The sequence below is a fragment of the Nocardioides speluncae genome, assembly GCF_003121585.1.
GTDB classification, from domain to species: Bacteria; Actinomycetota; Actinomycetes; order Propionibacteriales; family Nocardioidaceae; genus Nocardioides; species Nocardioides speluncae.
In genome coordinates, this window is record NZ_QEOO01000024.1 from 1 (window position 1) to 21,158 (window position 21,158).

Below are 21,158 nucleotides of genomic sequence, written 5' to 3' on the forward strand. Positions count from 1 at the left end.
CCAGACGTAGCTCGTCGGCGTCGCCTCGATGACGACCCTGCGTCCGAGCAGGGTGATGGTCTGGGTCGCTGCCTCGGCAAGGGCCGTGTAGAAGAGCGTCTCGTAGTTGACCAGCGTTCGCCTATCCGCGGGCTGGATGACGAGGTCCGCCCGCGGCCAATTCAGGCTCTTGAACTCTCGGAGCACCAGGTCCGGTGTGATCTCACCGAACTGGCCGGCCTGGTCAGTGCTGAGGCAAACCTCTCCGATCGGTTCACCGTCCTGGAGGAGCGTGTAGAGGTGGTTCGGCGGGTTGTCGGGCCCGCACCTCGACAGCCACTTGCACCTGTCGATGTCCTCGCTGAACGCGTCACAGCTGATCTGCAGGGTGTAGACATGCCCGTCACCGCTCTGACTCATGCTCACAGCGTGGCCGCCATCGATCACGCATTCCGCGGTCGCCTGGCCAAGGCTCGCCTGTGCTCCGCCTTCACAGGCGTTGGCGGGCTGCGTCGTTGAGATTGCAGATATCGCGATGGTCGCCGTGACAAGCGTGACCATTGTCAGGAGACGGATCATGCTGTCGCTCCCGGGTTGACGACGCTCCCGCAGGACGTCATCGTCCATTGCCCCCCAAACGCTCGCAGTTCGAACTGGTAGGTGGCCTCACCGCCAGTCCGCTTGGAGATCGCCGCACCATCGCTTGCTTTGACACTCCACGGCCCGGTGGTCGTCGGCACGCGGTAGATCTGCCGTCCCTCGGGGCGCTTCTCGCGAAGCTTGATGGACAGGATGCGCTCCTTGGCGGGCTTGACCCAGCCGCCGGCTGCATAAATCTGATCGATTCGATCGGCCAGTTTGTGACAACTCCCTGGACGTGCGAGCGCACGAAGTTCGGTGGTGTCACCAGACTTCTGAGCTTCATAACTCGTAGCTAGCCACTCCCGGATCGCTTCCTCAGGCGTCTGCGCCTTGGGCGGCTCAGAGGTGGGCGGTGCGGTCGTCGGCTCCGACGACGAGGGCGGGTCGTGGGGCTTGGGCTCGGGTGGGTCGTCACTGCAGCCGGCCAGCACCAGTGCGGCGGCGCAGATCGCAGCGGCCGTCCCCCGTCGTACCATCGCCGAACCTGCCTTCGCCCGAGTGCCGTCAGAACCAGAAACGCACTCGCAGGTTATCGGGCATAGAGGACGCCGCCCCACCGCCAAATGTCGCCCTGTGGATAACCTCACGCCAAGATTTCAGGGGAAGGATGCGGGGTCGGTTGCGCGGGCATGGCACCCTACTGGTTGGCAAAGCGTGGGGAGCGACGCGCGCGGCGCTTGAATGACATCGTTGTAGTTCGTCGCCTATGGTGGGAGCGGATGCACGACCGAGACGAGCTGATGGAACTGGACCGGGAGGCCCGCATGGATGCCGCGAATGCGTTCTCCGACGGCGACGCCGTCGAGGTGACCGCCGACGGCGCTGCCAGCCTGTCCGAGCGCGACCGTGAAATCCTCGAGTTCGAGCGCCAGTGGTGGAAGTACGCCGGCGCCAAGGAGCAGGCGGTTCGCGAGAAGTTCGACATGTCGTCCACCCGCTACTACCAGGTTCTCAACGCCCTGATCGACAAGCAGGAGGCGCTGGAGGCCGACCCGCTGCTGGTACGCCGCCTCCGCCGGCTCCGCGCGGCGCGCCAGCGTCAGCGCTCCGCACGCCGGTTGGGCTTCGAAGTCTGAGAGTCAGCAGATGACCAGGGACGAGCGAGGCGTCGCATTTCCCTCGCCGGTCGTCATCCTCAGCATCATCGCCGTCGCCATGGCTGGCATCGCTCTGATCGCCACCCGCGACTCCGGCGACGACAGCCTGCAGACCGTCTCCAAGCCGTCGCCCACCGTCAGTGAGACACCGGCGACCACCCCGACCCCGTCAACGCAGACGCCCTCGGCCCCCACCAAGCCGAAGAAGCCGGCGGTCAACCGCCGCGACGTGTACGTCGAGGTCTACAACAACTCCAACGTCACCGGGCTCGCCAAGGCGACCGCCGACAAGGCGGCCGGCGCGGGCTGGCAGGTTGTTGCCTCGGACAACTGGTACGGCACGATCCCGTCGTCCACCGTTTACTACCCGGAGCGGCTTGCCGAAGCGGCCCGGCTGCTCGCCCGTGACCTGGGCATCAAGCGGGTCCGGACCGCCGTCGACCCGATGCGGGGCGACCGGCTGACGGTCATTCTGACCGCAGATTTCGCCTGAAGTTCGCCCGGTTTCGGCCTGATTTGGGCCAGTACGCCGGGCTTCGGCCGCGCGCACCCGTGGTTGCATGGACTCCATGGAGTTCACCTCCGAGCAAGCCCAGCAGCGGTACGCCGACCTCGTCAGCGTCGCCGCGACCGCCATCGTCGGCCTCGACTTCGACGGCACTCTCTCGCCGATCGTGGACGACCCGGCCGCCGCGGCGATCCACCCCGACGCACCCCAGGTGCTGGTCGACTTGGCGGAACAGGTGCGTGCCGTAGCGGTGATCACCGGCCGCCCGGCCCGCCAGGCCCTGGCGCTCGGTGGCCTCGACGACGTGGGCGCCACGATCGGCGACGCGGGGCGTGAGCTGTTCGTGCTCGGCCAGTACGGCAACGAGCGCTGGTCCTCCACCAGCCGTCGCGTGGTGTCGCCGCGACCGCCTCACGGCCTGGCGAGCTTCGAGCTCGCACTGCCCGCCGCGCTCCGCAAGGCGCACGCCGAGGACGCGTACGTCGAGGAGAAGGGGCTGGCGGTCGCCGTACACACCCGGCGGATGGACGACCCGGCCGGCGCGTTCGAGCGGCTGCTGCCGCTGCTGACAGAACTGGCCACCGCCAACGACCTCGCCATCGAGCCCGGCCGCCAGGTCATCGAGATCAGGTCTCCCGGCATGAACAAGGGACACGCCGTCCATGACCTGGCCCGACAGCAGCAGGCGGGCGGCTTCCTGTTCGCCGGCGACGACCTCGGCGACATCGAGGCGTTCGAGGCCGTGCTGGAGCTGCGCGAGGCCGGGATGCCGACCCTGCTGGTCTGCTCCTCGTCGGACGAGCAGGGCGCCCTGCTCGACCTCGCCGACCTGGTCGTGGCCGGCCCCGACGGCGTACTCGAACTGCTCCGGCAGCTCACCAGGGACGCTCGTTCCACGCTCGTCTGAGCGTGGCGCGTCCACAGAATGGACGCGAATCTCACTTCTCGGGATCCCGATTCGGGGCCGCGAACGCACCCACGTAGGCTGAGTCCTGCTCATCGAGAGGGACTGAGGGAACGGCCCTGTGAAGTCCCGGCAACCGCCACGAACCTCCTGCAACACACCAGTGACGCAGTCGTGGAGACGGTGCTAATTCCGGCCCGCGGCGAAGTACGGCGCGGGGCAGATGAGGAGGAGGGATTCATGAGCGCCACCCTGGAGACGCTGCCCACGACCACCAACGGCCTGCGCGACGGCGCGTTCGGCAACGCCACCGGCCTGACCTGTCGCGAGTGCGGGTACGACGTCGCGCTGGGCCCGCACTATGCCTGTCCGGAGTGTTTCGGACCCCTTGAGGTCGCCTACGACTTCCCCGACGTGACCCGCGAGCAGATCGAGGCCGGCCCGGCCAACATCTGGCGCTATCAGGCGCTGCTGCCGGTCCCGACCGACATCGAGCAGAGCCCCAACACCGAGCCCGGCTTCACCCGGCTCCTCAAGGCCGACAACCTCGGCGAGACCCTCGGCATCAAGAACCTTTGGGTCAAGGACGACTCCACCAACCCCACCAACTCCTTCAAGGACCGCGTCGTCGCGTGCGCGCTCAGCGCGGCCCGCGAGTTCGGCAGCAAGGTCTTCGCCTGCCCCTCGACCGGCAACCTCGCCAACGCGGTCGCCGCCGCCGGCGCCCGCGCCGGGATCAAGACGGTGGTGTTCATCCCGGCCAACCTGGAGCACCCCAAGGTCGTCAACTCCGCGGTCTACACCGACTCGCTGGTCAAGGTGAACGGCAACTACGACGACGTCAACCGGCTCGCCTCCGAGATCGCGGGCGAGGAGGAAGGCTGGGCGTTCGTCAACGTCAACGTCCGCCCCTACTACGCGGAGGGCTCCAAGACCCTCGGCTTCGAGATCGCCGAGCAGCTCGGCTGGCGGCTGCCGGACCAGATCGTGATCCCGGTCGCGAGCGGCTCCCAGCTGACCAAGGTCGACAAGGCGTTCCAGGAGCTGATCAAGCTCGGCCTGGTCGAGGAGAAGCCCTACAAGGTGTACGGCGCCCAGGCGACCGGCTGCGCACCTGTCGCCACGGCGTACAAGGAAGGCAGCGAGATCGTCCGCCCGGTCAAGCCGGACACGATCGCCAAGTCGCTCGCGATCGGCAACCCGGCCGACGCCGTCTACGTGCTCGACATCTGCCGGCGTACCGGCGGTGCGGTCGAGGACATCTCCGACGACGAGGTGCGCGCGGGCATCCTGCTGCTGGCCCGGACCGAGGGCATCTTCACCGAGACCGCGGGCGGCACCACCGTCGGCGTCCTGAAGAAGCTGGTCGAGACCGGCCAGCTGGACCCGAACCTGGAGACGGTCGTGATCAACACCGGCATGGGCCTGAAGACCCTCGACGCCGTCTCCGACCAGGTCGGCGCCGCAGCCACCATCGACCCGTCGTACGACGCCTTCGCGGCCACCGGCCTCGTCTAGTGGTCGCGACCACTGCCTCCTCGCCCTGCCTGCCCCTGCCCTGATAGGAAGTAAAGATGAGCGTTTCGGTCCGCATCCCGACCATCCTGCGCACCTACACCGACGGCGAGTCGGAGGTGACGGCCGAGGGCGCGACCCTGGCCGAGGTGCTCGATGACCTCGACGGCAAGTACGCCGGCATCAAGGGTCGGGTTCTCGACGAGTCGGGTGCGCTGCGGCGCTTCGTGAACGTGTACGTCGGCAACGACGACGTCCGCTTCCTGGAAAACCTCGACACCGCCACCCCGGACGGCTCCCAGATCAGCGTCATCCCTGCCGTCGCCGGAGGCTGACTCCGGGCTGCTGCCGGCCACACGGTTCTTGAGCACGCCCCAGGGAGTTGGCGAATGCCGGGACAGCGTGGCGAGGACGGTGTGAGACTGCCCGCCAGGTTTTGGAACGAAGGAGCCCGACGTGCGTCGTACCGCCTTGCTCCCGGCCGTCATCGCGACAGTCGCGCTGTTGGCAGCTGCCTTGCCGGTGTCGGCGGCGCCGACCTGGCTGGATGACGTGACCGTGACCGCCGAGGGCAGATGGGCGCAGGCGCCGGCGGTGGCGGTCGACGGGCAGGGCAACGTGGCAGCGATCGTCGGCCTCAGCCCGGTCGGTGCAGCCGCGAAGCCGACGGCCTTCCGCCGCAACATCCGCGGGAGCTGGCGGTCGGCGGAGCCGCTGGGCAACCCCGACTCGATTTTCCCACCGACACTCACGGCCGACCGCCTCGGCAACATCACAGCGGCCTGGGCGGCCGGCACCCACGACGCCGCGACCAACACCTGGACCTATTCACTACAGACCATCCGGCGGACGGCGCGGGGGCCGTGGGGCACGGCGCAGACGCTCGGCGAGCCCGGCGTCACGCCGTACGACCCGATGCTCGGCACCGACCGCGCGGGCCGGGTCTACCTGGTCTGGTGGACGGGCGGCGATCAAGGCCGAGTCTGGTTCAGCCGGCGTACGGCGACCGGACCATGGACCGCGCCGATCCCGATCTCCGCGTCGGTCGGCGCGCTCTCCTCGCTCGACGTGACGCCCTCGGGCCGGCTGGTGGTCGGGTGGACCTACTCCGACGGCAGCTCCGGGACGGTCGGCCCTACCGAGGGCTTCTTCCTGCGGGAGCGCTCGGCCACCGGCACGTGGTCGCCGGTGTTGCGGCGAGCGGTTGACCAGCCAGGGGACATCGACCTTGCGCTGGCCGAGGACGGCGCCCTCGACATGCTCACGACCCAACGCAACGCGGCGGGCGACATGTCGACGCTGGGCAGCTGGTACCGGCCTGCCGGCGGCGTCCTCGGCCCGATGAAGCCGATCACCTCGGCGGCCAGCCTGGGTGCGCTGAAGGTGGTCTCCGATCTCCGCGGCGGCGCGGTGGCGGCGTACGAAGACGGCGACGTCAAGACCCTCGCCCGCCGCAAGGGGGCGACCACCTGGACGACGCCCCAGGGCGTGCCGGTGGACCAGAGCGTCGGCTCCGACCTGGCGGTAGGGGCCGGCGGGTCCGTGGTGCTGGCGTTCTTCGGGTACGAGACCGAGACCGGGCAGGGCGTGTACGCCGTCCGGCGTTCGAGCGCCGGCACGTGGGGTTCGACGCGCCAGATCGGCGACAACCACAAGTGGGGCTTCTACGGCCACCGACCGTCGGTGGCCGTCGACGACGAGGGGAACGCCACCGTCGTCTGGTCGGAGTTCTACGGCGAGCCTGCGTCCCAGTATCTCCGCATGCACGCCAACACCCTCGACGCCGCGGGGCCGACCACCCGACTGCGCGGACCTGTCGAACGGTTCCAGCGCTCCCTCTCCGTTCCCGTCTCCTGGTCGGCGACAGACCGGTGGTCGAAGGTCGCCAAGTACGCCGTTCGCCAACGCTCGGTCGGTTGGCATCCGACGTCCCACTACACGGCCCTCGTGGGCTGGAAGGCGGCCACGACGGTGACCTCGGGCCGGTTCGCCGCCCGTCAGGGCCGCACCTACTGTTTCACCGCCCGTGCGACGGACTCGGTGACCAACGCGGGCGGGTGGACGTCGCAGCGGTGTACGACGACTCCGCTGGACGACCGCGCCCTGAGTGCCGGCGCCGGGTGGTCGCGACAGAGGTCAGCGGGACATCTTCTGGGGACCTACACCAGCGCCTCCGGCAACGGCGCCAGCCTGACCCTGAAGGGTGTCGCGGCGAAGCGGCTGGCCCTGCTTGTGGACAAGGTCCCGGGTGGCGGCCGGGTCCTGGTCTCGCTGGGCGGGCGCCGGCTGGGCACCTTCTCGCTCGCCGCGTCGGCGAGGCGAAGCCGAGTCGTGGTACCTGTCGCACAGTTCGCGGCCATCAAGACCGGCGTCCTGACCATCACTGTCGTGTCATCGGGCAAGCCGGTCAGGATCGACGGCGTCTACCTGGGCCGCTGACCCGCTCGACCACCGATAAGGCCCAGGATTGGGCCCGAGGGCCCTCTACAGGGCGGCGCCGGCTCACTAGCGTGAGGGCAGTCGGCCGGGGGGTACGACGGGGACGCGGGCCAGGCCACGGTGGGAGATCGCCGGCCTGGCTCCGTTCGTTTGGGACTCCACGACTTCATGCCAAGGTAAAGCCCATGAACCTGCGACGACTCGCGATCATTGTGTCCCTCTTCGTTGCCCTGCTGATGTCGACGGCGTACGCCGCGACCTCGGCCGCGCCTGCCGCGCCAGCCACGTCTGCCTCGGACGACCGGCCGACGGCGGCTGCCGGCGTACCCCGCAAGGTGGTGCCGTTCGTCATCGAAGCGGGCGACTCCGAGAAGCTGCGTCGGGCCTGGCGGAAGTGGCGGTCGCTGCGCGAGCACCGCTACGTCACCTACACCGAGCTCACCTGCTTCTGCCCGACCCAGCCGAGGGTCAAGACCAAGATCCGCCCGATCGGAGGCCGCGATCACGTGGTGTCGGTGACCCACGTCGGCTGGCCGGACCAGCAGGTGCAGGAGAACGGCTACCCGGTCCAGTGGTTCTACCGGCTCTGGCGCCGGGCCGAGCGCAAGGCCGACCTGTACCGGCTGAAGTTCGACAAGCGCGGGCTGCTGAAGCACATCTACATCGACTGGGACGACCGGATGGCCGACGAGGAGCAGACCTTCCGGATCGTGCTCGTCCGGCAGTAGCGCTAGTGGTCGCGCCCGGAGGTTCATCGGGGTCTGAGCGGCCAGGGCACGCACATCGCTGCGTTGTCGTCGGTCGACGGGCCGCCGGCCCGCCTCCCTCCGACGCCTTGCGCTGCGCGCACCCTGACCACTCATACCCTCGAAGAACTTCCGGGCGCGACCACCGGTCAGCGAACCTGCACGGCCACCAGCGCCGCGTGGCCTCGGTCGTCGATCTTGACCTGCGCGACCACGTCACCCTTGCGGATGGCGTCCTCGAGTGCGGTCGCCTTGTCCTGCGGGACGAACCAACTGTCGATGCCGCAGTCGATCGAGTCGCCGTCTTCGGTGCAGGTCAGGTACGGGCCGTCGGCAGGTCGTTTCTGGGTCGCACGCGTGGCGGCCCAGAACTCGCCCTTCTTTCGCAGCGGCAGGAATACCTCGTCGTCGTCGTTGGCGGACCAGCTGTGCTGCGGCTGCAGGTCCGGGTAGGAGAGCGTGACGTAGGCGCCGCGGAACGGGTCGTGCGGGTCGAGCGGCTCGACCCGGAACTGGTACTCCTCACCGGTGAGCCGGGCTGAGAGCTGGTCGGCGACGGCCAGGCCGACGATGCCGAACTGGATCAGTACGACGGCCACCACGCGGGCCGTGCGCGATCGGAGCAGGTTCATGACGTGGCCTCTTCGAGGGTGGATGTGAGCTCGCGACGGGCGCGGTCGAACAGGTAGCCGCTGCCCAGGAAGATCAGGCCGAGCACGACGAACAGCCAGGCGCCCTCGATCACCGCGGCAAAGACCGTGAAGCTCTGCGCGGTGGTGAAGATGACGATCGCGGCGAGCGCCAGGAAGGTCAGCCGGTCGTTGTCGCGCAGGATCCCGAGTACGGCGACCCAGGCGGCCGCGGCGACGTACACCACCACGCTGAGGGCGGCATGCGCCCAGTCCTCCGCTGACGCGCCGCCGCCCTCGGGCCGGGAAGGCTCCCACCAGACCAGCAGCGCTCCGGCGAGCACGACGCTCAGCGCGGCCAACGGCTCCCAGCGGCGATCGCCGGTCGCGGTGGCCGCCGAAACGGCGCCCAGTACGACGGCGACCGCTGCGCTCGCGAGCAGCAGCCCGGTCCACGAGAAGTCCTCGGTGTCCACGAACGGCAGCGCAGCGACGAACAGGCCGATGAGCGAGAGTGCGGCCCCAATCTCGCGCCAGGCCGCGACGAAAGCGGGCAATCCGAACCGGTCGTGAAGCACTGCGATCGAGGCGGCCACCGCGCCGGCGAGCAGCAGGGCGAGCACGGCGCCGAGTCCGCTCTCGGTCGACTCGGCAAGCTGCCAGCCGAACCACAACAGGCCGGTGAGCAGCCCGACCACGAGCGGCGCGACACCGCGGACGGCGTATGCATAGAGCAGCGAGCCGAGGGCCCACCAGCCGACGAGGGCGGCTTCGTACGCCGGCACCTGCAGACTCTGCGCCGCCTGGAAGATCACCGCGCCGAACAGCAGCGCCGACAGCCCGCGTAGGGCGCCGACGACCGGCGATCCGTGGGCGTGGTCGTCGCGATGCTCGTCGCGTCCGGCGAGCAGCTCCGCGCCGGCTGTGACCCCGAGCCAGGCCGCGGCGATGACCAGGAAGCGGGCCAGCGGCGGGAACTGGTCGAGGTTCGCGGCCACCAGCCAGATCAGGCCGATGCCGACGAAGCCGCCGCCGAGGAAGAGCGCCAATCGAGCCAGGCTGAGGCGGCGGACGGCATGGTAGCGGCCGAGGATTGCAGCAACCTCGTCCTCGCCGACAAGCCCGTCGGCCTGCCAGCCGCGGATCTCTGCTGTGAGCCACGCGAGGTGGGCCGGGCTCACCGGTCGCGCGGCTGTGATCTCGGTCATAGGCTCATGGTGGCGGACGAGGCCGGCGCGCGCAGTCCGTACGGATACTCAGAACTCGCCCGATCAGCGCAGGTCGTCGCGGCGGTTGCGGAGGTGGGCGCGCTCGGCCACGTTGTCGCAGCTCGCGATCGCGTGGTCGAAGCACGCCCTCGCCTCGTCGTACTCACCGGCGCGGAGCAGCAGCTCGCCGCGCGCGGCCGGCAGCCGGTGCCCCGGGAGTTCGAGCCCGTCGAGCAGGGCCAGGCCCGCACGCGGTCCCTCAGCCTCGGCGACGGCGACGGCGCGGTTGAGGCGGACCACCGGCGACCCGGTGAGCTCCTCGAGCTCGGCGTAGCTGGCCGCGATCCGGGCCCAGTCGGTGTCGGCCGCGGTCGGGGCGATGGCGTGCTCGGCGGCGATCAGCGCCTGCAGGAGGTATGGCGCGGGCGGCGCCGCGGCCAGCGGTGTCAGCAGCGCCATGGCCTCGGCGATCTCGTCGTGGTGCCAGCGCCGCCGGTCCTGGTCGGGCAGCAGCACCAGCGCGCTGTCGCGCGCCCGGGCGTCACGGCGTGAGTGCTGGAGCATCATCAGCGCGAGCAGTGCGTCGAGCTCGTCGCGGCCGGCCAGGTCGTGCGGGACCACCTCGCGCAGCACCCGCACCAGCCGCACGGCCTCGCCCGCCTCGCCGGCGCGGACCACGTCCGGTCCCGCGCCGGGCGCGTACGCCGCGGTGAAGGCGAGATAGGCGATCGCGGCCACCATCTCGACCCGGTCCACGAGCTCCCGGCCCTCCGGCAGCGCGAACGACTCGTCCGCCAGCCGCTTCCGGGCCCGGGTCAGCCGGGCCGCCATGGTCGGCGTACTCACGAGGAATAGCCGGGCGATGTCGGCGGTCGGTACGCCGAGCACCAGCCGCAGGGTCAGCGCTGCCGCCGACTCGTGCGGCAGCGACGGGTGCGCGCACAGCAGCACCAGTCGCAGTCGCTCGTCGGTCAGCGCGGCGCCGGCATCGGCCATGGTCCGCTGCGCCTCCTCCTGCAGGTCCGCCTCGACCGCTAGTAGCGGCAGCTTGCGCGTGGCCACTGCCTCGGCCCGGAGCCGGTCGACGATCCGGCGGCGTGCAGTGGTGAGCAGCCACGCCGGCGGGTTCGCGGGTACGCCGTCGGCCCAGGTCCGCGCGGCCGCCTCGAAGGCGTCGGCCAGCCCGTCCTCGGCCAGGTCGAGGCGGCGGTACTGGGCGACGAGCAGGGCCATCAGCCGGCCCCACTCGTCGCGCCAGATCTGCTCGACCGCGTGCAAGCCTCCTCAGTGACTCATCTCGATGATCGGCCGCACCTCGACCGAGTACGACGGGGGCAGCAGCTTGGCGGCCTCGACCGCGGCCGCCAGGTCCGGCAGCTCCACCAGCCAGAACCCGCCGAGCTGCTCGACGGTCTCGGCGAACGGGCCGTCGGTCACCGGGCGGCTCGATGTCTCACCCGGGCGCACGGTGCGCACCTGCCCCGGCCGGTCCAGCGCACCGCCGTCGACCATGGCGCCGCGGGCCTGCACCGCCTCCGCGAACCGCTCCATCGCCTCGAAGTGCACGCCGCGCTCGGCCTCGGTCATCGCGTCCCACCGGGCGAATGAGTCCTCCTCGGCCGCCAGCACCAGGAACCTCATGCGCCATCCTCGTCCGGCGGCGGCACGCAGGCCCGGATCTCGATCCCGCCGTCGCCATCGGAGAGGATCTTGCTGACCTCGATCAGGTCGTCGAGGTTGTCGGTCTCGACCAGGTAGAAGCCGCCGAGCTGCTCGACGGTCTCGGCGTACGGGCCGTCGGTCACGGTTGCGTCTGCGCTGGAGCCGCGGAGCGTGCGCGCTGTGCGCGAGTGGCTGAGCTCGGCGCCGCCGGTGATCTTGTGGCCACGCTCCTCCAGGGCCTTCATGTACTGGTCGTGCCGACCGTAGGTCTCGGTGCGCTGCTCGGGCGTGGCCCGCTCCCACACACCCTCGTCGCCGATCAGGAGGACGGCGTACTCGGTCATTTCGGGTCCCTTCGTCGATGCTCTGAGTCTGTCACCGAGATGACGGGCGAGCACCGCCGAAATCGACACAGAGGTTGCTGACTCGAACCTGCTGCGGTGCGGGCGCCGCCCCGTACGCTGGGCGCAGCCGCGACCCGCGGCCGGCAAGCCGCACACACGACCCTCCTGTTCGGGCAGAAACTCAAGGGCAGGCCAGGCATGTTTGCCACCATCAACGCGACCAGCCACGAACGCGGCCTTCCGCGGCCGGGCGACGACATCATCTCGCCCGCAGACGTGGTCATGGACCACGCCTTCACCGTCGACGGTGTGCCGGAACTGGTGTGGCCCTGGCTGGTTCAGCTCGGGAAATGGCGCGCGGGCTGGTACCTGCCATGGGCGATCGAGCGACTCCTGCCGCCCAGCCGGCGCGCGACCCGGCAGATCCTTCCTCAGTGGCAACATCTGCAGATCGGTGACTCCATTCCGGACTACGGCGGTAAGAACGAGACCTTCCAGGTCGCACGCCTTCAAGCACCGGAGTCCGTCGTCTACACCTCGCGGCGCGGCAGGACCGCCGTCACGTGGTCCATCACGCTCGAGCCAGTTTCGGACGGCGCCGCGCCGACCCTGACCCGGGTCTTCCTTCGGCTGCGCCTGGCCCCCGTGCGGCGGAAACGTCTTGTACGCACCGTCGGAGGATTCGTTGACGCGGTGACCGTGGCTGGGATGGCCGGAGGCCTGAGGGAGCGCCTGGCCGGTCATCGAACATCTTGAGGTGGTGGCCTCGTCGGCGTATTGCTCGGCAACCCGCCCCGTCGGACCGCGTCCATGTCGTGGGGCGGGTGTTGGTGCGCGCGTAATGTCGAGTTCGGAGTTGGTTAAACACCACCTGGTTCAAACGAGAGCGATGAGCAAGCTGCGCAACAGGATCATCGGGACCGCGATCGTCACCGGCGTACTCGGCGGGGTGGGCGCCGGGCTGTTCGTGGGCGGCAAGCGGTTCCTGGCGAGGCAGGCGGCGATCGCGCGCGGCGCGATCGGACAGCCGCACGGGTTCGCGGTGCCCAAGTCGGACAAGGTCTACAAGAAGCGGTACGGCGAGCCGATCGACCTGCTGATCATGGGGGACTCGATCGCGGCCGGACTCGGGGCGGACACGCCCCGCGAGACCCTCGGTGCCCGGCTCGCCCAGAAGCTGGCCCGCAAGGCGCACCGCGCCGTCCGCCTGCGCACCGTCGCCCGCGTCGGCGGCGAGAGCCACGAGCTCGTGGGCCAGCTGGACCGGCTGCCGAAGAACTACCGCCCGGACGTCGCCGTCATCGTCGTCGGCGGCAACGACGTCACGCACCGGATCCCGGTCGCGGAGTCGATCAAGCACCTCCAGGACGCGATCAGGCTGCTGCAGGAACGCGACTGCAGGGTCGTGGTCGGCACCTGCCCGGACCTCGGCGCGCTCCGGCCGGTGCCCCAGCCGCTGCGCGCGCTCGGCTCCCGCGCCTCACGGCAGCTGGCCGCCGCCCAGCAGGAGGCGGTGCTGGAGCTGGGCGAGCGCGCGGTCTCGCTGGCCAAGGTGGTTGGCCCGTTCTTCATCACCAACCCAGACGAGATGTTCAGCCTGGACCGGATGCACCCGTCCTCGCTCGGCTACAAGCGCACCGCCAAGGCGATCCTGCCGTCGGTGCTGGCCGCGCTCGGGATCGCGGAGCGGGTGCCGTTCGGCCACCACCATCCGCAGGTGCCGGTCGGCGCCGGCCGCTGACTCAGTACAGCCGCTGTACGACGGCGTCCCCGGCCTTCGCCGCGCCGGAGAGATGCTCGCGCATTGCCTCGAAGTGGGCGCGCACGTAGTCCAGGTCGTCGCTGTCCCACTCGATCGCCGGGTACAGCTCGGCCGCCTGCATCGCCGACTGGTCGTAGCGGGCGGCGATGTCGACCACGTCCAGGGCCGCCGCCAGCTCCCGCACCTCGTCGGCGGTGAGCAGCTGGGCCGGGCCGTACCCGTTGCCGGTTTCCTCGCTCAGGATCACGCCGCTGAAGATCGCCTTGGCCAGGATCGCGGGAGCCGCGGACGGCGACGGCTCGGGCTCCTCACCGAGGCCGCACCCGGTCAGCAGGTAGTGGATGGCGTTCCAGGCCTTGTCGACATCGAGGGTCCGGGCCGAGCCGTCCACCGTGGCGCTTTCCTCCTCGTCGTACGAGAAGAGCGGCGTGGGGTCGTCGCGGAGCCCGTCGAGCTCGGCCGGAGTGACGCGGATCAGGCTCAGGATCATTCCCATGGCGGCACCTTAGGGCGGTCGATCCGAAAACCAGTTGAACGCGGCGGCGCCGGTCACGTGAACTCGACGCGTGCACGAGATGGCGGAGCGGTTCCTGGCGGACGGGTTCGTGCGGATCGACGGGGCTTTCGACCGGGCGACCGCGGACGAGTGCGTGGACCGGATGTGGCCCGACACCGGCTGCGACCGGGACGACCCGGCCACCTGGACCAAGCCGGTCGTCCGGCTGCCGGGGTACGGCGGCGGGCCGTTCGCGCGGGCGGCGGGCTCGCCCGCGCTGCACGACGCCTTCGACCGGCTGGTCGGTGCAGGGCGATGGCGTCCGCGCGGCGGGCTCGGCACCATCCCGGTGCGCTTCCCGCACCCGGACGACCCGGGTGACGACGGCTGGCACGTCGAAGGCAGCTACCTCCCGGACGGCGCGACGGCGTACCACACCAACGTGTTCTCCAAGGACCGCGCGCTGCTGATGCTGTTCCTGTTCACCGACGTCGGCGCGGACGACGCACCGACCAGGATCCGCGTGGGATCGCACCTGGACGTGCCGCCGATCCTGGAGGAGTACGGCGAGCGCGGCGCCGACTTCCTGGAGATCGGCCCGCGGGCCGAGCGGGCCAGCGCGTCTCGTCCGCAAGCACTCGTGACCGGCGACGCCGGCACCGTCTACCTGTGCCACCCGTTCCTGGTGCATGCGGCCCAGCCGCACCGCGGCCACCGCGTCCGGTTCATGGCCCAGCCGCCGCTCGAGCCGGCCGAGCCGATAACGCTCGACCGGACCGACGGCGCCTACTCGCCCGTCGAGCAGGCCATCCGCACCGCCCTGAGTCGCTGAAGCCGAGGTCGTACTGTCATGAACATGCCGTCTGATTCGAAGAATGTCCTGCTCGTCTCCTCCCGGGAGTGGGCCGCCGGCGAGCCCGGGCACGAAGCCCTCGACGCCGAGCTCGCCGGGCGCGGCATCGACGCCCGCTGGGTGTGCTGGGACGACCCGGCCGTCGACTGGGCGGACGCCGCGCTGGTCGCGGTGCGAGCGACCTGGGACTACACCGAGCGGCCCATCGACTTCCTGGAGTGGGCGCGGGACGTGGGCGCGGTGACCCGGCTGCTCAACGGCGTCGACGTCTTCGCGTGGAACCACGACAAGGCCTATCTGACCCGCCTCGGCGAGCTGCCCGCCGTACCCACGCGGGTCGTGGACGGCGACGTCGCGGAGGCGATCGCCGAGTTCGGTACGACGGTGCTCAAGCCCCGGGTGGGCGCGGGCGGCGACGGCCTGGTGATCGCGGACCGCCCGGACGACCCGCGGCTGGCCGACCTGCCGGCGACCCCGCTGATCGCGCAGCCGCTGGTGGAGTCGATCCGGACCGAGGGCGAGGTGTCGGTGTTCGTGCTCGGCGGCGAGGTGGTGGCCCAGATCCGCAAGGTGCCTGGCGGCGCGGAGATCCGTGCCCACGAGCATCGCGGCGCCCGCTGCTTCGCGGAGCCACTCGGTGAGGAGAACCGGGCGCTCGCGCTGCGGGCGTTCGAGGCGGCGGCCGCGTTCACCGGACGGCCGCTCGACTACGCCCGGATCGACATGCTCCGGCTCGACGACGGCTGGACGGTCGGCGAGATCGAGGCGATCGAGCCGGGCCTGTACCTCGACGTACTCCCGGACAACGCGCGGCCCTTCGCCGATCTCGTGGCCAAATCTCTATCGGCCTTGTAGGTCCTCTCAGGTTGGCCGATCAGGCTGCCCATGTGCCTTCTGTCCGCGTGACTTCCGTGCTGGTGGTTGACGACGAGCCGGACGTGAGGAGCAGCCTGGAGGGCGGCCTCACCTTCGAGGGGTACGACGTGACCACGGCCGCCGACGGCGGTCGGGCGCTCGGCCTGCTGGCGGAGTCGCGGCCCGATGTCGTCGTACTCGACCTGATGATGCCGTACGTCGACGGCCTCGAGGTCTGCCGGCGGATCCGCGCGAAGGGGTACGACGTACCCATCCTGCTGCTGACCGCGCGGGACGCCACCGAGGACCGGGTGACCGGGCTCGACGCCGGCGCGGACGACTATCTGGTCAAGCCGTTCGCACTGGAGGAGCTGCTCGCCCGGATCCGGGCACTGCTGCGCCGCTCCGCCGGGCACGCCGCAGACGGCCGGCTGAGCTTCGCGGACGTCGTACTCGACGTGACCGCGCGCGAGGTGACCCGCGGCGGCCAGCCGCTGGAGCTGACCCGCACCGAGTTCGACCTGCTCGAGCTGTTCCTCCAGCACCCGCGGCAGGTGCTGACCCGCGCAGTGATCCTGCGCGAGGTGTGGGGGCTGGACTTCGACCCGGGCTCGAACACCATGGACGTCTTCGTCGGGTATCTGCGCCGCAAGACCGAGGCGCTCGGCGGCAGCCGGCTGATCCACAACGTGCGCGGCGTGGGCTACGCGCTGCGCGAGGAATAGGGCCGCACCTATGCCGGCGCTCCCGATCCGGGCGAAGCTGGCGCTGCTGTGTGCCGGCGCGGTGGCGATCGCGATCGTCGCGGCCAGCGTGCTGGCCTGGGTCGCCACCCGGGAGGCGCTGCGCGACCAGGTCGACGCCTCGCTCAACGGACCCGGCCAGGTCCGGATTCGCACCATGCTCGGCGGCCTCGCGGGCATTCCGAATCTCAACTTGACCCTCGACCAGCAGATCGCCGACCTGTGCGCACCCGGTACCGAGGGCCGCCTTGTCGGCGGGCCGGCCGAGACCCGCATGCAGGTCGTCTTCGAAGACGGCTCGACCTGCTCGCCGTTCGGGACCGGCGACGAGGCGGAGGTGACCGCCGCAGATCTTGAGGTCGCCAGTGGTGAGCAGGCATCGGTGCTGCGGGACGGCACCACGAACGACGGTGAGCACGTCCGCGTGCGGACGGTGCAGATGGCTGACGGTGTCGCCATGATGTCAACGCGCTCACTGGCCGAGGTCGACGCGGCCACCCGGCAGCTGGCGATCGTGCTCACGCTGGCTGGGCTGTGCGGCGTACTGGCGGCGGCGGCTGCCGGGCTGTTCGTGGCGCTGGTGGTGCTCCGGCCGGTCCGGCAGCTCACCGCCGCCGCCGAGCACGTCGCCGCCACCGAGGACCTGGACGTACCGATCCCGGTCGAGGGCCGCGACGAGGTGGCCCGGCTGTCGACGGCGTTCAACGCGATGACCAGCCGGCTGTCTCGGTCCCGCGAGCGGCAGCGGCAGCTGATCGCCGACGCCAGCCACGAGCTGCGGACCCCGCTGACCAGCCTGCGCACGAACCTGGAATGGCTGATGCGCTCGGAGGCGAAGGGCCGGCCGCTGGACGCGGCGCAGCGGCGGCAGGTCGAGCAGGCGGTGCTGGGTCAGATGGACGAGCTGAGCACGCTGATCGCCGAGGTCGGTGCACTGGCCCGCGAGGAGCCGGTGCGGGCGCGCGGCCCGGTCGACCTCGACGCCGTCGCGCTTCGGGCCGTGGAGCGTGCGCAGCGTCGGGACCCGGGCCGCCGGTTCGAGCTCGACCTCGAGCCGTGGCCGGTCCTGGGCCACGGCGGCGACCTGGAGCGCGCCTGCCTGAACCTGCTCGACAACGCCCTGAAGTTCTCGACCGGCCCGATCCGGGTCACCCTCGCCGGCGGCCGGCTGACCGTCTCCGACCAGGGCCCCGGGCTGTCGGACGCCGCCCAGGCCAAGGCGTTCGACCGGTTCTGGCGGGCTCCCGAGGCCCGCGAGCTGCCCGGCTCCGGCCTCGGGCTGGCGATCGTGGAGTCCGCCGCTGTCGATCACGGCGGCACCGTCTTCTTCACCAACGCACCCTGGGGCGGCAGTGCCGTCGGCTTCGAGCTACCGAGCGCGAACGGCGCCGTTGGTTGAAGAGGCGGCAGGTGCGCGGACGCTCCGCCCTCGGACGTCCGCGGGCGCTGCGGCGGCGCGTCGCGCGCATAGCCGCCGCCGTTGGTTGCGCGCCGTTGGCGCGCGCCACGGCCAAGCCGCTTGACGCCGCCCGCGAACGCCCGAGGCCGCACCGCCCGCGCACGTGGGCGCAGGATTTTAGTCTCGCAGGGGGTGCGTGCCGTCGCGGGTGACGGCGTACTTGCGGCCGGTGGGGTCGCGCCAGATGTAGCTGCCGTCGGAGTCGCGTACGTAGCTCCAGCGGCCGTAGGTCTTCAGCCGCTGATGGCGGCGGCAGAGGGGGGCGAGGTTGTCGGGGCGGGTCTGGCCGGCGCTGCCGTCCGGGTCGTACGGCGTGACGTGGTCGAGGTCGCACCAGCGGGCGTCGCGGCGGCAGTGGGGGAACACGCAGTGCGGGTCGCGGAGGGTGACCAGCTCGCGCATCCAGGCCGGCGGGTCCTCCGGGTCGACAGCACCGGCCTGGCTGAGGTCGAGGACCGGAGTGATCGTGACCTGCGCATGGCCGACCCACTCCCTGATCTGCCCAGCGGTGGCCGGGCCCAGGCGCTCGGCGTGGCCGACGGCCTGAGTGGCGTCGTCGCCCACCGCGGCGGCATCGAGGTGGAGATAGAGCCGCACCTTCGCCGACCGGCGCGCCGCGCTCACCGCAGCCGCGGTCAGCGCCGCGCCGGAGGCCAGCGCGCGGCCTTCCCGGTCGGTGGCAGCCGGCCCGTCGTCTTGGGGGAGCACCGGCTGGAGGTCGGCGAGATGGCCGAGCGCCTTGGATTGGCGGGCGCCGTACGGGTCGTGGTCGCCGAGCCGGGCCAGGAGTACGGCGTGGTCGCGGACCAGGTCGTGGAACCGGCTCAGGTCGAGGGTGTCGCCGATCGCGGTCAGCGTGGACGTGCCGGCGAAGTCGGCCGCGGCCGGGTGTCGCAGCGCCACCTCCCACGACTCCTTGCCGCGGAGCTCCTTCGCCGCCTGGCGCTCGGGATGGAACTCCGCGACCGCCTGCGCGATCTCGGCCTCGACGTCGGCCGCCCCGAGACCACCGGAGGACAGCCGCTCGTCGACCGCCGCCGAGGCCACCCGCGAGAGCTCACGGGTGGCCTCGGCGACGGGCCGCGCTCGCCAGGCGGGGATCTCCAGCGACTGCACCCGCGCCCAGAGAAGGGGCAGTCGGTGGACCAGGTCGAGCGCGTCGGCGAGCAGCCGCATCCCGGCGTAGGTGCTGATGCCGAGCGCGGCCGCGAACGGCTCCGGCGCGAACGCCGCGACGCGCGGCGTCCCGTCGCCGCCCAAATCCGTTCTGTACAGGGGCTCGTCCCACACCTGTGGGCCGGGCAGGGCGGCGTCGGCCCAGGTCGCGAAGCCGGTGTCGTCGGTCGCCGGGTGGAGCACGCACCACTGCAGCGCCAGCCGCAGCTTGGCCCGGGCCGCGCGCCGCTCGGCGTGGTCGCGGTCGGTGAGCAGAGTGAGCAGGCTGCTGGCATCGAGGTCGTCGACCTCGACCGGCGTACCGCTTGCATCTGTTTCGAACACCTGTTCATTCTCGCAGGCAGGGGCCGCGAAAATCAAGGCCGTTTCGAGCCGCGAAGTGGCCTCACGGAACTCTCAGCCAACCCCCGCGAGGCCTACAAAGTGGCTTCCTAACGTCGCTGCTGAAACGCGCGAAGGTCGCGCATCAGGAGGCGGAGATGAGCAGGAGTACGACGGCACTGCTGGCGTTGCTCGCGGTGTTCGCGCTCGGGCTGACGGGCTGCTCGCAGGCCGAGGGTGACGACGGTGACCAGGGGGTCGCGTCGCTCGACAAGGGCAGCGAGTCCGACGGCGACAGCGGCGATGACAGCGACGACGAGACCAGGGAGGAGGACTTCGAGGAGCAGGCGCTGAAGTTCTCCGAGTGCATGCGGGAGAACGGCGTACCCGAGTTCCCGGACCCGGAGCTCAACGGCGAGGGCGGAATGATGATGAACCTGCCCCAGGGCATCGACCGGGAAGCCATGGAGAAGGCGTCCGAGGCGTGCGAGGAGTTCCGTCCGCAGGGCGGCGGCAACTTCTCCGAGGAGGACCGCGCCGAGATGGAGGACACGATGCTCGAGTACGCCGGGTGCATGCGCGAGAACGGCGTGCCGGACTTCCCGGACCCAGACTTCAGCGAGGGCGGCGCCCGGCTGGGCGGCATGGGCATCGACCCCGAGGACCCCGCGTTCGAGAAGGCGCACAAGGCGTGCGAGGACATCCTCGGCGACGGCCCGATGCGGAGGGCCGGATGAGCCGCGAGCGCCTGCCGCGCAGGCACACCCGGGTCGTGGCCGCGGCGGTGGCCACGCCGGTGCTGGTCGGGGCCGGCCTCGGGATCGCGTTCACCCGCGACGGCAGCGAGGCAGAGGCCAGCGAGGACGTCACGACCGCGACGGTCACCGCGGAGCGCCGTACTCTGCTGGACAGCGAGCGGGTCTCCGGCGAGCTCGGGTACGACGAGGAGCTGACCGTCGCGAGCAGTGCGGCCGGCGGCGTACTCACCGGGCTGCCGAAGGAGGCCAGCGTGGTCCGCCGCGGCCAGGCCGCCTACCGCGTCGACGACGTGCCCGTGCTCCTGCTGACAGGCAGCCTGCCGCTGTGGCGTGAGCTGGCATGGGGAGTCGACGACGGCGCCGACGTCAAGCAGCTGGAGCAGAACCTCGAGGCGCTCGGCTACGACCCCGGGACCGTCGACGAGACATTCACCGAGTGGACCCACGAAGCCGTGCAGGACCTGCAGGAGGACAAGGGGCTGGAGGAGACCGGCAAGGTCTCGGCCGAGCAGTTCCTGGTGCTGCCGCACGGGATCCGGGTCGGGGCGCCGACCGCATCGATCGGCACCCAGCTGCAGCCCGGCACCCAGCTGTACGCCGCGACCAGCACCCATCGCGCGGTGACCGTCGACCTCGATCCGGCCAGCGAGTCGCTGGCGAAGGTGGGGGCGAAGGCGACGGTGACGCTGCCGGACGGCTCGACCACCAAGGCCACGATCACCAGCGTGGGCACGGTCGCGACCGCGACCGGAGGTGACGAGTCGGAGGGCGAGGATCCGTCCGCCGAGTCGACGATCCCGGTCACCCTCGAGCTCGCCGACAGCAAGGCCGTGCAGGGGCTGACCGCGGCGCCGGTGACCGTCGACCTGACCCGGGACACCCGCAAGGACGTGGTGACCGTTCCGGTCACTGCGCTGGTGGCGCTGGCCGAGGGCGGGTACGGCGTACAGAAGGTCGACGGTGGGCTGACCGCGGTCGAGCCGGGCCTCTATGCGTCCGGGTTCGTCGAGATCAAGTCCGGCCTCGAGGCGGGCGACGAGGTCGTGGTGCCCCAATGAGTGA

23 protein-coding genes, 1 pseudogene and 1 riboswitch are annotated in these 21,158 nt (G+C 70.9%); of the genes and pseudogenes, 15 read left to right on the forward strand and 9 right to left on the reverse strand.

Annotated features, from left to right (window positions below; genetic code table 11):
* Positions 1-558, reverse strand: a pseudogene (locus DDV73_RS13595) (hypothetical protein); the annotation flags it as partial.
* Complete coding sequence (locus DDV73_RS27970) at positions 555-1,097, reverse strand: DUF6318 family protein (RefSeq protein WP_154402762.1); 543 nt, start codon at positions 1,095-1,097, stop codon at positions 555-557. The gene DDV73_RS27970 and the pseudogene DDV73_RS13595, both read right to left, overlap by 4 nt.
* Positions 1,098-1,385: 288 nt before the next feature.
* Between DDV73_RS27970 and DDV73_RS13600 the strand changes: the two genes are divergently transcribed.
* The 7 genes from DDV73_RS13600 to DDV73_RS13630 all read left to right on the forward strand — a co-directional run bounded on the left by DDV73_RS13600 (position 1,386) and on the right by DDV73_RS13630 (position 7,812).
* Positions 1,386-1,697 carry a DUF3263 domain-containing protein gene (locus tag DDV73_RS13600; protein WP_109507830.1) on the forward strand — a complete coding sequence of 104 codons (312 nt, stop codon included), beginning with the start codon at positions 1,386-1,388 and terminating at the stop codon, positions 1,695-1,697.
* A gap of 10 nt (positions 1,698-1,707) precedes the next feature.
* A complete protein-coding gene (locus DDV73_RS13605) occupies positions 1,708-2,211 on the forward strand; it encodes a LytR C-terminal domain-containing protein (RefSeq protein WP_109507798.1) in 504 nt (167 codons plus the stop codon).
* 76 nt (positions 2,212-2,287) lie between these two features.
* On the forward strand, positions 2,288-3,133 hold the full coding sequence (otsB, locus tag DDV73_RS13610) for a trehalose-phosphatase (RefSeq protein WP_109507799.1): 846 nt from the start codon (positions 2,288-2,290) through the stop codon (positions 3,131-3,133).
* Positions 3,134-3,219: 86 nt separating this feature from the next.
* A riboswitch (SAM riboswitch) is annotated at positions 3,220-3,360 on the forward strand.
* A gap of 10 nt (positions 3,361-3,370) precedes the next feature.
* Entirely contained in the window at positions 3,371-4,648 is a 1,278-nt protein-coding gene (thrC, locus tag DDV73_RS13615; RefSeq protein WP_109507800.1) for a threonine synthase, read from the forward strand.
* 56 nt (positions 4,649-4,704) lie between these two features.
* Entirely contained in the window at positions 4,705-4,980 is a 276-nt protein-coding gene (locus tag DDV73_RS13620; RefSeq protein WP_109507801.1) for a MoaD/ThiS family protein, read from the forward strand.
* 121 nt (positions 4,981-5,101) lie between these two features.
* Positions 5,102-7,084, forward strand: coding sequence for a hypothetical protein (locus tag DDV73_RS13625; protein ID WP_154402763.1), 1,983 nt, complete (start codon positions 5,102-5,104; stop codon positions 7,082-7,084).
* 185 nt (positions 7,085-7,269) lie between these two features.
* Positions 7,270-7,812, forward strand: a complete 543-nt coding sequence (locus DDV73_RS13630; RefSeq protein ID WP_109507803.1) for a DUF6174 domain-containing protein — start codon at positions 7,270-7,272, stop codon at positions 7,810-7,812.
* A gap of 167 nt (positions 7,813-7,979) precedes the next feature.
* On the opposite strand, the gene DDV73_RS13635 is transcribed toward DDV73_RS13630, so the two are convergent.
* The 5 genes from DDV73_RS13635 to DDV73_RS13655 form a co-directional block, all read right to left on the reverse strand.
* On the reverse strand, positions 7,980-8,462 hold the full coding sequence (locus DDV73_RS13635; RefSeq protein WP_109507804.1) for a GDYXXLXY domain-containing protein: 483 nt from the start codon (positions 8,460-8,462) through the stop codon (positions 7,980-7,982).
* A complete protein-coding gene (locus tag DDV73_RS13640; protein ID WP_109507805.1) occupies positions 8,459-9,667 on the reverse strand; it encodes a DUF2157 domain-containing protein in 1,209 nt (402 codons plus the stop codon). Before DDV73_RS13640 ends, DDV73_RS13635 begins: the two co-directional genes overlap by 4 nt.
* A 63-nt stretch (positions 9,668-9,730) precedes the next feature.
* Entirely contained in the window at positions 9,731-10,945 is a 1,215-nt protein-coding gene (locus DDV73_RS13645) for an RNA polymerase sigma factor (protein WP_206050867.1), read from the reverse strand.
* 6 nt (positions 10,946-10,951) lie between these two features.
* The gene (locus tag DDV73_RS13650) at positions 10,952-11,308 is read right to left on the reverse strand and encodes a YciI family protein (RefSeq protein WP_109507806.1); all 357 of its coding nucleotides are present in this window, start codon (positions 11,306-11,308) and stop codon (positions 10,952-10,954) included.
* On the reverse strand, positions 11,305-11,673 hold the full coding sequence (locus tag DDV73_RS13655; protein ID WP_109507807.1) for a YciI family protein: 369 nt from the start codon (positions 11,671-11,673) through the stop codon (positions 11,305-11,307). The genes DDV73_RS13650 and DDV73_RS13655 overlap by 4 nt, the downstream gene beginning before the upstream one ends.
* Before the next feature lie 198 nt (positions 11,674-11,871).
* Between DDV73_RS13655 and DDV73_RS13660 the strand changes: the two genes are divergently transcribed.
* Positions 11,872-12,429 (forward strand): hypothetical protein, encoded by a 558-nt coding sequence (locus tag DDV73_RS13660; RefSeq protein ID WP_109507808.1) that lies wholly within the window; start codon positions 11,872-11,874, stop codon positions 12,427-12,429.
* Between the two features lie 133 nt (positions 12,430-12,562).
* Positions 12,563-13,414: an SGNH/GDSL hydrolase family protein gene (locus DDV73_RS13665; protein WP_109507809.1), complete on the forward strand. Its 852-nt coding sequence runs from the start codon at positions 12,563-12,565 to the stop codon at positions 13,412-13,414.
* A 1-nt stretch (position 13,415) separates the two neighbouring features.
* Here the strand turns inward: DDV73_RS13665 and DDV73_RS13670 are convergent, their stop codons facing one another.
* Positions 13,416-13,931 carry a YfbM family protein gene (locus DDV73_RS13670; protein ID WP_109507810.1) on the reverse strand — a complete coding sequence of 172 codons (516 nt, stop codon included), beginning with the start codon at positions 13,929-13,931 and terminating at the stop codon, positions 13,416-13,418.
* A gap of 79 nt (positions 13,932-14,010) precedes the next feature.
* On the opposite strand from DDV73_RS13670, the gene DDV73_RS13675 reads away from it, so the two are divergent.
* The 4 genes from DDV73_RS13675 to DDV73_RS13690 are packed head-to-tail and all read left to right on the forward strand — an operon-like array spanning position 14,011 to position 17,781.
* Entirely contained in the window at positions 14,011-14,763 is a 753-nt protein-coding gene (locus DDV73_RS13675) for a phytanoyl-CoA dioxygenase family protein (RefSeq protein WP_109507832.1), read from the forward strand.
* Between the two features lie 24 nt (positions 14,764-14,787).
* Positions 14,788-15,639, forward strand: coding sequence for an ATP-grasp domain-containing protein (locus tag DDV73_RS13680; RefSeq protein WP_161962389.1), 852 nt, complete (start codon positions 14,788-14,790; stop codon positions 15,637-15,639).
* 56 nt (positions 15,640-15,695) lie between these two features.
* Complete coding sequence (locus DDV73_RS13685) at positions 15,696-16,364, forward strand: response regulator transcription factor (protein WP_206050868.1); 669 nt, start codon at positions 15,696-15,698, stop codon at positions 16,362-16,364.
* Between the two features lie 10 nt (positions 16,365-16,374).
* Positions 16,375-17,781: a HAMP domain-containing sensor histidine kinase gene (locus DDV73_RS13690; protein ID WP_109507813.1), complete on the forward strand. Its 1,407-nt coding sequence runs from the start codon at positions 16,375-16,377 to the stop codon at positions 17,779-17,781.
* Positions 17,782-17,958: 177 nt separating this feature from the next.
* Here the strand turns inward: DDV73_RS13690 and DDV73_RS13695 are convergent, their stop codons facing one another.
* Positions 17,959-19,341 carry an HNH endonuclease signature motif containing protein gene (locus DDV73_RS13695; protein WP_109507814.1) on the reverse strand — a complete coding sequence of 461 codons (1,383 nt, stop codon included), beginning with the start codon at positions 19,339-19,341 and terminating at the stop codon, positions 17,959-17,961.
* Between the two features lie 155 nt (positions 19,342-19,496).
* Here DDV73_RS13695 and DDV73_RS13700 point away from each other — a divergent pair, with 155 nt between their 5' ends.
* Both DDV73_RS13700 and DDV73_RS13705 read left to right on the forward strand, forming a co-directional pair.
* Complete coding sequence (locus DDV73_RS13700) at positions 19,497-20,075, forward strand: hypothetical protein (RefSeq protein ID WP_109507815.1); 579 nt, start codon at positions 19,497-19,499, stop codon at positions 20,073-20,075.
* Positions 20,072-21,154: a peptidoglycan-binding protein gene (locus tag DDV73_RS13705; protein WP_109507816.1), complete on the forward strand. Its 1,083-nt coding sequence runs from the start codon at positions 20,072-20,074 to the stop codon at positions 21,152-21,154. Before DDV73_RS13700 ends, DDV73_RS13705 begins: the two co-directional genes overlap by 4 nt.
* Positions 21,155-21,158: the final 4 nt, after the last annotated feature.

Bases quoted from the DNA above. Each gene is read 5' to 3' on its own strand.
- DDV73_RS13600 (WP_109507830.1), top strand. From the start codon at position 1,386: ATGGATGCCGCGAATGCGTTCTCCGACGGCGACGCCGTCGAGGTGACC.
- thrC (WP_109507800.1), top strand. From the start codon at position 3,371: ATGAGCGCCACCCTGGAGACGCTGCCCACGACCACCAACGGCCTGCGC.
- DDV73_RS13620 (WP_109507801.1), top strand. From the start codon at position 4,705: ATGAGCGTTTCGGTCCGCATCCCGACCATCCTGCGCACCTACACCGAC.
- DDV73_RS27970 (WP_154402762.1), bottom strand. From the start codon at position 1,097: ATGGTACGACGGGGGACGGCCGCTGCGATCTGCGCCGCCGCACTGGTG.
- DDV73_RS13700 (WP_109507815.1), top strand. From the start codon at position 19,497: ATGAGCAGGAGTACGACGGCACTGCTGGCGTTGCTCGCGGTGTTCGCG.
- DDV73_RS13680 (WP_161962389.1), top strand. From the start codon at position 14,788: ATGCCGTCTGATTCGAAGAATGTCCTGCTCGTCTCCTCCCGGGAGTGG.
- DDV73_RS13665 (WP_109507809.1), top strand. From the start codon at position 12,563: ATGAGCAAGCTGCGCAACAGGATCATCGGGACCGCGATCGTCACCGGC.
- DDV73_RS13605 (WP_109507798.1), top strand. From the start codon at position 1,708: ATGACCAGGGACGAGCGAGGCGTCGCATTTCCCTCGCCGGTCGTCATC.
- DDV73_RS13630 (WP_109507803.1), top strand. From the start codon at position 7,270: ATGAACCTGCGACGACTCGCGATCATTGTGTCCCTCTTCGTTGCCCTG.
- DDV73_RS13670 (WP_109507810.1), bottom strand. From the start codon at position 13,931: ATGGGAATGATCCTGAGCCTGATCCGCGTCACTCCGGCCGAGCTCGAC.
- DDV73_RS13690 (WP_109507813.1), top strand. From the start codon at position 16,375: ATGCCGGCGCTCCCGATCCGGGCGAAGCTGGCGCTGCTGTGTGCCGGC.
- DDV73_RS13705 (WP_109507816.1), top strand. From the start codon at position 20,072: ATGAGCCGCGAGCGCCTGCCGCGCAGGCACACCCGGGTCGTGGCCGCG.
- otsB (WP_109507799.1), top strand. From the start codon at position 2,288: ATGGAGTTCACCTCCGAGCAAGCCCAGCAGCGGTACGCCGACCTCGTC.
- DDV73_RS13635 (WP_109507804.1), bottom strand. From the start codon at position 8,462: ATGAACCTGCTCCGATCGCGCACGGCCCGCGTGGTGGCCGTCGTACTG.
- DDV73_RS13655 (WP_109507807.1), bottom strand. From the start codon at position 11,673: ATGACCGAGTACGCCGTCCTCCTGATCGGCGACGAGGGTGTGTGGGAG.
- DDV73_RS13640 (WP_109507805.1), bottom strand. From the start codon at position 9,667: ATGACCGAGATCACAGCCGCGCGACCGGTGAGCCCGGCCCACCTCGCG.
- DDV73_RS13650 (WP_109507806.1), bottom strand. From the start codon at position 11,308: ATGAGGTTCCTGGTGCTGGCGGCCGAGGAGGACTCATTCGCCCGGTGG.
- DDV73_RS13660 (WP_109507808.1), top strand. From the start codon at position 11,872: ATGTTTGCCACCATCAACGCGACCAGCCACGAACGCGGCCTTCCGCGG.
- DDV73_RS13675 (WP_109507832.1), top strand. From the start codon at position 14,011: ATGGCGGAGCGGTTCCTGGCGGACGGGTTCGTGCGGATCGACGGGGCT.